Source organism: Nonomuraea sp. MG754425 (assembly GCF_021699195.1).
GTDB lineage: Bacteria > Actinomycetota > Actinomycetes > Streptosporangiales > Streptosporangiaceae > Nonomuraea.
Genome location: NZ_SSXE01000237.1, coordinates 21,068 through 29,382, shown reverse-complemented (window position 1 = coordinate 29,382; position 8,315 = coordinate 21,068). Strand labels below are relative to the sequence as shown.

Here is an 8,315-nt window from a genome sequence, read left to right as displayed (position 1 = left end):
GGGCGGCGGGTGGCGCAGGCGGCGGCCCGCGCGTTCGTGCCGGCGTTCCTGGAACTGGGCGGCAAGGACCCGGCGATCGTGCTGGCCGGGGCCGACCTCGACCGCGCCGCGGCGGCCGTCCTGTGGGGCGGCACCGCGAACGCCGGCCAGTCCTGCCAGTCCGTCGAACGCGTCTACGTCGCCCGCGAGGTCCACGACGACTTCCTCGACCGCCTCGTGACCAGGGCCGGGCAGGTGGGCCTGACCTGCGAGGGCGGCCCGATCGGCCCGCTCATCGAGCCGGGCCTGCCGGACGTGATCGCCGCCCACCTCGCCGACGCCGTGGCCAAGGGCGCGACCGTGCACACCGGCGGGCGCATCGAACGGCACGGCGGCGGCCACTGGTGCCGTCCGACCGTGCTGTCCGGCGCCGATCACACGATGCTGGTCATGACGGAGGAGACGTTCGGCCCGGTGCTGCCGGTCATGGCGGTGCCGGGGCCGGACGAGGCGGTCGCGCTGGCCAACGACTCGCCGTACGGGCTGTCGGCGGCCGTCTTCGCCGCCACCGAGGCGCAGGCCCGCGCGGTGGCGGCCCGGCTCCAGGTCGGCGCGGTCAGCGTCAACGACGCCGCGCTGACCGCGCTCGTGCACGAGGGCGAGAAACACTCCTTCCGCCTGTCCGGGCTCGGCGGCTCCCGCATGGGCCCGGCATCCATCAGCCGGTTCCTGCGCCGCAGGGCCTTCCTCATCAACCGATCCGACGCCGCCGACCCGTGGTGGCACAGCACGAAGGAGTAGCCCGCGATGGGACTGCGCGAGCGGATGCCGCTGCTGGCCCGGCACGAGGGCGAGTGGGAGGGCGACTACCTCCACCTCGGCCGCGACGGCCACCTGCTCGACCGGCACCGGGTCCGGATGACCTGCGCCATCTCGGGCGACACCTACCACCAGACCAACCGCTACACCTGGGACGACGGGCGGAGCGAGGTGCACGAGTTCCCCGGCGTCTACCTCGGCGACGGGCGGTGCGGGTTCGACACCGAGCGGATCGAAGGCGTGTTCTGGGAGCTGGACGACAGCACGATCTACCTGACCTGGCGCTTCAAGGGGCAGGACGTCCGCATGTTCGAGATCATCGTGCTCAGCGAGGACGGCCGCTCGCGCAGCCGCGTGTGGCAGTGGCTCCAGGACGGCGTCTGCGTGCGCAGGACCCTCATCGACGAACGCCGGGCAGGCTGAGATGACCGCCTACACCGCGCTCGCCCTGCAGATGGAGACCCGCGTCGGGGACGGGATCCGGGCCGCCGTGGAGCGCGTCGCCACACAGGTGGCGGGCTCGAAGGCGTGGCTCGGGCCGGAACTGCGCCTGGTCGTGCTGCCCGAGTACGTGCTGACCGGCTTCCCGGCGGGCGACAGCCCGGCCGGGTGGCGGGACCGGGCCGCACTCGAACCCGACGGCCCCGAGTACCGCGCGCTGGCCGCCGTCGCCGCCGACCACGACGTGTTCCTGTGCGTCAACGCGTACGAGCGGGACGAGCACTTCCCCGACCTGTACTTCCAGGCGACGGTGATCCTCTCCCCGGAGGGGCGGGCCGTGCTGCGCTACCGGCGGCTGCACTCACTGTTCTCGCCCACCCCGTACGACGTGTGGGAACGCTACCTGGACATCTACGGCATCGACGGCGTGCTGCCGGTGGCCCGTACCGAGATCGGCAACCTCGCGGTGGTCGCCTCCGAGGAGATCCTCATGCCGGAGCTGGCCCGGGCGCTGGCGTTGCGCGGCGCGGAGGTGTTGTGCAACCCCACCTCCGAGGCGTCGTCCCCGGCGCTCACCCCGAAGGCCGTCGCGCGCCGGGCGCGGGCGGTGGAGAACCTCGTCCATGTGGTCTCGGCCAACAGCGGCGGCCTGCGCGGCATCGCGATCCCCGGCGACTCCACCAACGGCGGTTCGGAGCTGATCGACCACGAGGGACGGGCGCTGGCCCAGGCCGGGCCGGGCGAGAGCCTGGTCGCCGCCGCAGAACTGGACCTCGCCGCCCTGCGCCGCGCCCGGCGGCGGCCCGGCATGGCCAACCTGCTCAGCCGGGTCAAGACCGGGTTGTGGGCCGCCGAGTACGCCCGGCACGACGTCGAACGGCCGGAGACCGGCGGGCCCGACCGTGCCCGGTCGCTGGCACGACAGGCCGAGGCCATCGCCCGCCTGCACGGCTGACACCTCCGGGGGAGGGGCAGTGGGTCAGGCGCACGCCCTGGTGCCGGCCCAGCACCACCCGGGGTGGCGGGTCAGGCGCGTGCGCCGCGGTGCCAGCCCAGCACCAGCCGCTCCACCCCCAGGAAGGCCGCGTTGAGCCCGATCCCCAGCAGGCCGAGCAGCACGATCCCCGCCCACATGGCCGGGATGTCGAACTGGCTCTGCGCCTCCAGCAGGCGGTGCCCGATGCCCTCGCTGCTGCCCACCAGCTCGGAGATGACCATCATGATCAACGCCAGCGACACGCTCAGCCGCAGCCCCGCGAAGATCTTCGGCGCGGCGGCGGGCAGGACGACCCTGGTCAGCCGCTGCCAGGCGCTGAACCGGTAGACGGCGCCGGTCTCGAGGTACCCGCGGTCCACGTGCCTGGCCCCGTCCATCGAGTTGATCAGCACGGGCCAGACGACGCCGTACACGATGGAGGCGAGCTGCATCGGCGTGCCGACCTTGAACAGCACCAGGAACACCGGCAGCAGCGCGGCCGGCGGAACCGAGCGGCCGAAGTGCAGCAGCGGCTCCACCAGCCCCGCCAGCCGGTACGAGCGCCCCAGCGCGACCCCGAACAGCACCCCCGCCGCGCACGCGACCGCCCACCCGGTGAACAGCCGGGCCAGGCTGGGCAGCAGGTCCGCCACCGCCTCCTCGGTGAGGAAGCCCCGCGACGGCGGCCCCGAGAACCACATCTCGCGCAGCCGGCCCACGATCAGCGACGGCGGCGGGAAGTACGTGGCCGCCGCCGAGCGCGTGGCCAACTCCCAGATCGCCACCGCCACCGGCAGCAGCCAGTACCACGCCATCCGCCGCACGACGTTCACGCCCGCGCCCCCGTCCGCGTGTGGTGCCATCGGAACAGCCGTCGTTCGGCGGCGCTGAACAGCAGGTTGGCCCCCAGCCCGAGCAGCCCCGCCCACACCGTGGCCGCCAGCACCCGGTCGAGCCGGTTGGCGCTGCCCGCCAGCGACTGGAACGCCCCGATCCCGCCCCCGCCGGGAGCCAGCAGTTCCACGCTCACGGCCACGATCAGGGTGACCGACACCGCGATCCGCACGCCGGTGGCGATGAACGGGGCCGCGCTCGGCAGGCTCACCCGCAGCGCCACCGCCAGCGGGCCGAACCCGAAGCCGCGCAGCGTGTCCTTGGCGAGCGGATCGACGTCGGCCAGGCCGTACAGCGTGTTGATGAGCAGCGGCCACGAGCAGGTGTAGACGACGAGCGCCGTCTTCGCGTCGTTCCCGTCGGGGAACAGGAAGACCGCCAGGGGGATCAGCGCCACCGACGGGATCGGCCGCAGGAACTCCACCAGCGGCCGGGCCGAGCGTTCCATGAACGGGACCGTCCCGAACAGCAGCCCGGCGGGCACGGCCACCCCGATCGCGATCCCCAGCCCCAGCAGGCAGGGGCCGAGGGTGGCCAGCACGTCGGCCCGGAAGCCGGCGTCCAGCGGCAGCGCCGCCGCCGTGGCCAGCACGTGCGACACGTACGGCAGGAACTCCGGGATCAGCCCGGTCCGCCCGGCCGCCTCGGCCACGACGAGAAACCCCGCGACCCCGGCCAGGCCGAGCAGCCCGCGCCCGGGTCCGCCGCCCAGGGGAGCGCCGGGCGCGGTCCCGGGCCGGACGGCGATCGGGCCGCGTCGGAGGGTCCGGCGGATCATCCGCCGACCGACGCGAAGAGCCGGCCCACGTCCACCTTGTTCTTCAGGAAGCCGAAGCCGTACATCAGGTCGGCCAGCTTGCGCACGCTGGCCTGGTCGGCCTCCATCGTGAACGAGCCGACGCCCATCGCCGCCGCCACCTCCGCCGGGATCTGCGTGTATGCCGGCACGACCGCGTCGACGGCCTTGCGGTCGTCCGCCGCGATCCGCTGCGCCTTGGCCAGCGCGCGGTGCAGCGCCGCGGCCGTGCGCGGGTGCTCGGCCAGCCACTGCTCGGTGACGCCCCAGCCGTCGATCGGCACGCCCGCCGTGACGCCGGTGACGGTGTCGGCGATTTGCGTGGCCCCGGACTTCCTGGCCGCGCTCAGGAACGGCTCGGCCAGCCAGGCCGCGTCCACCTTGCCGGTGGACAGGGCGCCGAGTTGGTCGGAGAAGGGCACGGCGACGAACTTGAGGTCGTCGGGGCTGAGCCCGGCGGCCTGCGCGTGGGCGCTGACCACCGTCTGGCCGAGCGCTTTGAGCACGTTGACCGCGACCGTCCGGCCCTTGAGGTCGGCGATGGTCCTGACCTGCGAGTCCTTCGCCACGACCAGCCCGGAGATGCCCGGCGCGCCGCCCATCGTGTGCTGGAACAGCTTGAGCTTGGCCGCGCCCGAGTCGTTGATCGTCATGAGGGCCACGTAGCTCGTCATGAACGCGTCCATGGTGCCGTTGACGATCTTCGGCATGACCGCCGTGGGCGCCTGGATGATCTCGGTCTTGACGGTCAGCCCTTCCTCCTTGAAGAAGCCGCGCTGCTCGGCGATGAACAGCGACGCCGACGACGGGACGGGCACCACGCCCACCAGGAGTTCGGTCTTCTCCAGCCCTCCTGGAGAGGCACCGCTCCCGCTCTCTCCGCCGCCGCCGCAGGCGCTGAGCGCCAGCGCCACTGCCATACCCGCGACGACGACCCTGGTCAGTTGCATGGGCACTGCCTTTCTGAGTCCGGTTTCCGGAGTGAGGCCGGCGAGTCAGGGGTCAGGCGCGCCCGGCCTCGCGGACGTTGCGCAGGGTTGTGACGGCATCGTCCGCCACGTTCTCGGGGTCGGACAAGAGGTCCTTCCAGGAGCGGGGCAGGATGCGTGAAAGTGATGGTAACGCAGAGTAGCGAGATGACCAGAGGGGGAAATGAGGCACTTGTGGCGGTTGGTCGCCTTTCGTGGCAGGCTCACATCGAGCTCATCTGATCATCGGTACACCCCCTAGCGCCCCGAGGAGATCTGATGAATGCCAAGGAGTACATGGCCGGCGTGTTCGACCGCGCGGCGGACACCTACGAGCAGGTCGGCGTCGCGTTCTTCGCGCCCGTCGCGGCGGAGCTCGTCCGCCGCGCCGACCCCGGGCCCGGCGACCACGTCCTCGACGCCGGCTGTGGCACCGGGGCCTCCCTCGTGCCCGCGGCGCACGCGGTCGGCCCCACCGGCCGCGTCGTGGGCCTCGACCTGGCGCCCGGGATGGTGGCCGCCGCCGGAGCGCAGATCGAACGCCACGGCCTGAGCCAGGCGACCGTCATGCTCGGCGACGCCGAGCACGCCGAGGACCTGCTCCCCGGACAGCGCTTCGACATCGTGCTGGCCGGGATGATGCTGTACTTCCTGCCGGACCCGCTCGCCGCCGTGCGCTCCATGGCCGGCCTGCTCAAGCCCGGCGGGCGGCTGGCGGCCAGCCTGCTCGTACGGTCCAGCCCTGCCGAGGCCGAACTGCTCGGGCTGGTGGAACGGGTGCTCGCGCCGTACACCACGGGGGCGGGCAGCGCCCCGTTCACCCACAAGCTGGGCGGTCCCGAGGAGATGACCGCGCTGTTCGAGACGGGCGGGCTGCGCGACGCCGCCTGCGCCGACGTGGTCTTCGAGGTGCCGATCCAGGCCGCCCAGGTGTGGGACTGGCTCTGGTCGGCCGCCCGCAGGGCCGCGCTGGAGAGCATCCCCGAACCGTCGCGCGCCGAGGCCAGGGCCGTGCTGGAGGCGTCGCTGCCGCCGGACGGTTACGTCCTGGAGCGCACGGTGCGCTACACGACAGGACGGCTGTAAGACGGACGTCCGAGAGAGACGGAGAACATGAGCACGACCGCGAACACCGACCCCCTGCTCGACGTGGTACGCGGCGGTGTGACGATCTACGACCTGGGCCGGCCGCTGTTCGCCGGCATGCCCCAGTCGCCCAATCACCCCGCCTACACCCACACCCTGCCGCGCCGGCACGGCGACAAGGTCCGTCCCGACGGGGGGTCGGCCGCCAACGACCTGATCCTCATGGGCACCCACGTCGGCACGCACATCGACGCCCTCGCGCACGTCTCCCAGGACGGCAGGCTGCACGGCGGGGCCGACGCGGACGAGGCGTGCGTGGCGGGCCGCTACCCCGAGCACGGCGTGCACACGATCGAGCCGATGGTGCGCCGCGGCGTGCTCCTCGACGTGCCCGCGGCGCTCGGGCTGGACTGTTGCGCGCCCGGCTACGAGATCACCCCCGCCGACCTGGACGCGGCCGTGCGACGGCAGGGCGTCGAGCCCGCCCCCGGCGACGTCGTCCTGGTCCGCAGCGGGTGGGGCCGCCACTTCGGCGACCCCGACCGGGAGGTCTACGCCGGAGCCGAGTCGGGCGTGCCCGGCGTGGGCGAGGCCGGAGCCCGGTGGCTGGCCGCCCGCGCGCCGCACGCCGTCGGGGCCGACACGATCGCGTTCGAGCACCTGGCGCCCGGCCAGGGGCACAGCGTGCTGCCCGCGCACCGCGTGCTGCTGGTGGAGTCGGGCATCTTCATCGTCGAGGCGATGGACCTGGACGGCCTGGCCCGCGACGGCGTCGCCGAGTTCACCTTCGTGCTGTCGCCGCTGGCGTTCGTCGGCGCCACCGGCTCGCCGGTGCGCCCGCTCGCGCTGGTGGCGGCCCGGGAGCCGGCCCGGGAGGCGACCCGTGGCTGAGCCCACCCTCGCCGCCCGCCTGGCCGGCTTCGCGGCCGAGACCACCTACGCCACCCTCCCGGACGACGTCGTGGACAGCGTGCGCAAACGTGTCCTGGACATCGTCGGGCTGTGCGTGGCCGCGCACCGGCTGCCGACCAGCCAGGCGATCCTCGACTACGTACGCGACCAGGGCGGACGCCCGCAGGCCCGGGTCGTGGGCGGCGGCCCGCGGGTGCCCGCCGCGCTGGCCGCCCTCGCCAACGGCGTGCTGGCCCACTCCCTCGACTACGACGACACCCATCTCCCCTCGGTGCTGCACCCCAGCGCCCCGGTCGTGCCGGCCGCGCTGGCCGCCGCGGAGCTGGCCGGAGCCTCGGGCCGGGACACGATCCGGGCGATCGCCGTCGGACTGGAGGTCTGCGTACGGCTGGGGATGGCCGGCTACGACCCCGAGGCCGGCAACTCCACCTTCTTCGAGCACGGCCAGCACGCCACCTCGATCTGCGGCACCATGGGCGGCGCGGTCGCGGCGGCGCTGCTGCTCGGCCAGTCCCGCGACGGCGTGCTCGACGTGCTCGGCGTGGCCGCCTCCACCGCCTCCGGCATCATCGAGGGCAACCGGACGGGCGGCACGGTCAAGCGGCTGCACTGCGGGTGGGCGGCGCACTCGGCGGTGACGGCGGCCGACCTCGTACGGCGCGGGTTCACCGGGCCGCCGACCGTGCTCGAAGGGCGCTTCGGCTTCTTCGAGGCGTTCCTGCACGGCCGCTACGCCGCCGCCGAGATCACCGAGGGGCTCGGCTCCGCCTGGTCGGTCCCCGGCATCTTCTTCAAGCCCTACCCCGCCAACCACTTCACCCACGCGGCGATCGACGCCGCGATCGGGCTGCGCGAGCAGGGGCTCGACCCCGCCCGCGTGGAGCGTCTGACGCTGGGCGTCCCGGCTCCCGTCATCCGCACGATCGGGCAGCCGATCGAGGCCAAGCGCGCTCCGGAGACCGGCTACCAGGCCCAGTTCAGCGGCCCGTACGCGGTGGCGGCCGGGCTGCTGGGCGGCGGCGGCCTCGGCGTCGGGCTGGCCGACTTCACCGACGACCTGGCCCGCGACCCCCTGCGGCGCGAGCTGATGGCCAAGGTGGACGTGGTGCCGGACGAGCGCGCGACGAAGATCTTCCCCCACCAGTTCCCCGCCGTGCTGCGTGCCCGCGACCTCGACGGCCGCGAGTGGAGCCAGGAGGTGCTGGTCAACCGGGGCGGCCCGGGACGCCCGCTGTCGGCGGACGAGCTGGCGCTGAAGTTCCGCGACAACGCGGCGGGCCGGCTGCCGGAGAGCACCGCCGGCGCCGTGGCCGCGCTGGCGGGCCGGCTGGAGGACCTCGACGACGTCGGCGAGTTGCTCGCCCTGGTCGCGGACTTCGACCGGCCGTGAACGAAACCGCCGCGCGGCGTGGGCCGCGCGGCGGTACCGGGGAAGAGCGCCGGG

The 8,315-nt window shown here is 73.8% G+C and carries 9 protein-coding genes; 6 read left to right on the top strand and 3 right to left on the bottom strand.

Annotation, left to right across the window (positions count from 1 at the left end):
* From FAF44_RS46970 to FAF44_RS46960, 3 genes are all read left to right on the top strand, one after another.
* A partial coding sequence (locus tag FAF44_RS46970) for an aldehyde dehydrogenase family protein (RefSeq protein ID WP_237109956.1) occupies window positions 1-780 on the top strand: 780 nt, incomplete at its 5' end.
* 6 nt (window positions 781-786) lie between these two features.
* Window positions 787-1,221 (top strand): DUF3598 family protein, encoded by a 435-nt coding sequence (locus FAF44_RS46965; RefSeq protein ID WP_237109955.1) that lies wholly within the window; start codon window positions 787-789, stop codon window positions 1,219-1,221.
* A 1-nt stretch (window position 1,222) separates the two neighbouring features.
* Entirely contained in the window at window positions 1,223-2,194 is a 972-nt protein-coding gene (locus tag FAF44_RS46960) for a nitrilase-related carbon-nitrogen hydrolase (RefSeq protein WP_237109954.1), read from the top strand.
* Window positions 2,195-2,265: 71 nt separating this feature from the next.
* Here the strand turns inward: FAF44_RS46960 and FAF44_RS46955 are convergent, their stop codons facing one another.
* Genes FAF44_RS46955 through FAF44_RS46945 form a run of 3 tightly spaced genes read right to left on the bottom strand, consistent with a single transcriptional unit; the run spans window position 2,266 to window position 4,855 of the window.
* A complete protein-coding gene (locus FAF44_RS46955; protein ID WP_237109953.1) occupies window positions 2,266-3,078 on the bottom strand; it encodes an ABC transporter permease in 813 nt (270 codons plus the stop codon).
* Complete coding sequence (locus FAF44_RS46950) at window positions 3,045-3,887, bottom strand: ABC transporter permease (protein WP_237109952.1); 843 nt, start codon at window positions 3,885-3,887, stop codon at window positions 3,045-3,047. The genes FAF44_RS46955 and FAF44_RS46950 overlap by 34 nt, the downstream gene beginning before the upstream one ends.
* Complete coding sequence (locus FAF44_RS46945) at window positions 3,884-4,855, bottom strand: ABC transporter substrate-binding protein (RefSeq protein ID WP_237109951.1); 972 nt, start codon at window positions 4,853-4,855, stop codon at window positions 3,884-3,886. The genes FAF44_RS46950 and FAF44_RS46945 overlap by 4 nt, the downstream gene beginning before the upstream one ends.
* Window positions 4,856-5,152: 297 nt before the next feature.
* Here FAF44_RS46945 and FAF44_RS46940 point away from each other — a divergent pair, with 297 nt between their 5' ends.
* From FAF44_RS46940 to FAF44_RS46930, 3 genes are read left to right on the top strand one after another with little or no spacing between them, the layout of a single operon-like run.
* On the top strand, window positions 5,153-5,959 hold the full coding sequence (locus tag FAF44_RS46940; RefSeq protein WP_237109950.1) for a class I SAM-dependent methyltransferase: 807 nt from the start codon (window positions 5,153-5,155) through the stop codon (window positions 5,957-5,959).
* A gap of 27 nt (window positions 5,960-5,986) precedes the next feature.
* Window positions 5,987-6,850, top strand: a complete 864-nt coding sequence (locus FAF44_RS46935) for a cyclase family protein (RefSeq protein WP_237109949.1) — start codon at window positions 5,987-5,989, stop codon at window positions 6,848-6,850.
* Entirely contained in the window at window positions 6,843-8,261 is a 1,419-nt protein-coding gene (locus tag FAF44_RS46930) for an MmgE/PrpD family protein (RefSeq protein ID WP_237109948.1), read from the top strand. The genes FAF44_RS46935 and FAF44_RS46930 overlap by 8 nt, the downstream gene beginning before the upstream one ends.
* The last annotated feature ends 54 nt before the right edge of the window (window positions 8,262-8,315 follow it).